1 protein-coding gene is annotated in these 1,349 nt (G+C 34.2%); it reads left to right on the top strand.

Annotation, left to right across the window (positions count from 1 at the left end; all coding sequences use genetic code 11):
- Positions 1 to 41: 41 nt before the first annotated feature.
- Positions 42 to 1,294, top strand: a protein-coding gene (locus FMM05_RS20855) for an IS3 family transposase (RefSeq protein WP_143375357.1) whose coding sequence is annotated in 2 segments (ribosomal slippage) — positions 42 to 390 and positions 390 to 1,294 — 1,254 coding nt in all. Because the reading frame shifts where the segments join, the coding sequence is not laid out codon by codon here.
- The last annotated feature ends 55 nt before the right edge of the window (positions 1,295 to 1,349 follow it).

Here is a 1,349-nt window from a genome sequence, read left to right on the forward strand (position 1 = left end):
TGTCTCGTCCTGAAAAAAGTTGACTAATCAATGTCAACGATATGGAAAAACATGATGTTAGGGTAAAAGTAATTACCCCGCCAACTCAATACAGTGAAGCTTTTAAAAGAGCTGTTGTAGCTGAATTGGAAAAAGGGATTTTGAACAAAGATCAGATTAGAACCAAGTATGGTATTAGAGGTAAATCTATTGTTTTGGAGTGGTGCCGTAAATATGGTAAATTGCCTTATGTAAAATCCTTTAACATAGGACGTCCCATGAAAGATCCACAGAAACAACGAATCAAAGAACTGGAAAAGCAATTAGAAGATGCCAGGCTGAAGGTTTTGGCTTATGAAAAGCTTATATCTATTACTGAAAAAGAAGAAGGTATAAGTATCTTAAAAAAAGACGTAGCCAAACAATTAACGAGCTTGCCAAAACCTACCCAAGAAGAGTAAGTATGTTTTGTGAATTGTTTGGCTTTAGCAAACAGGCTTATTACAAGCATCAAACCTCAAAAAAAGTATCAGATTTAAAACGCCTGGATACAAAGAAATTGGCTCTGGTATTACGTAAACAGATGCCACGCTTAGGTACTCGTAAGCTCCAGTATCTACTTAATTTAAGAAGTGATATTAATATTGGAAGAGACAAATTATTTTCAATTTTGAGAGAAGAAGGTTTGTTGATTAACCGAAAACGAAAGTATACAGTTACAACCAACTCAAAACACTGGCTCAGAAAACACCCAAATTTAGCTAAAGGCATCTGTTTAAAGCGACCGGAACAGTTATGGGTGGCGGATATAACTTATATAGATACACTTGATGGTAATGCTTATTTACACCTTATTACAGATGCTTACTCTAAAAAGATAATGGGTTATGAACTCTGCGATAATATGGAAGCCAGTTCGACACTAAAAGCACTGGAAATGGCTTTAAATAAACGAAAGTATAAGACATCTGAACTTATACATCATTCAGATAGGGGGCTTCAATATTGCAGTAAACTTTATACGGATCGCTTAAAAGAAAACAATATTTTCATCAGTATGACAGAAAATGGCGACCCTTATGAAAATGCTATTGCAGAAAGGGTCAATGGAATATTAAAAGATGAGTTCAGCCTCTCTGATAAGTTTGAAAGCATAATGCAGGCAAAGAAGTTAGCAAGACAAAGTATAGAAATTTATAATAAATTGAGGCCACACCTAAGCTGCTCTATGCTTACACCAACACAAATGCATCAACAAGATAAAGTGAAACTAACATCTTTTAAAAAAAAGTTCAGACATCTTGAAAATACCTGAACTTTTATCAAATTTGTATAATCAAAAAATAGTCAACCTATTTTAGGACTAGTCA

Source organism: Flavobacterium zepuense (genome assembly GCF_007097145.1).
Taxonomy (GTDB): domain Bacteria; phylum Bacteroidota; class Bacteroidia; order Flavobacteriales; family Flavobacteriaceae; genus Flavobacterium; species Flavobacterium zepuense.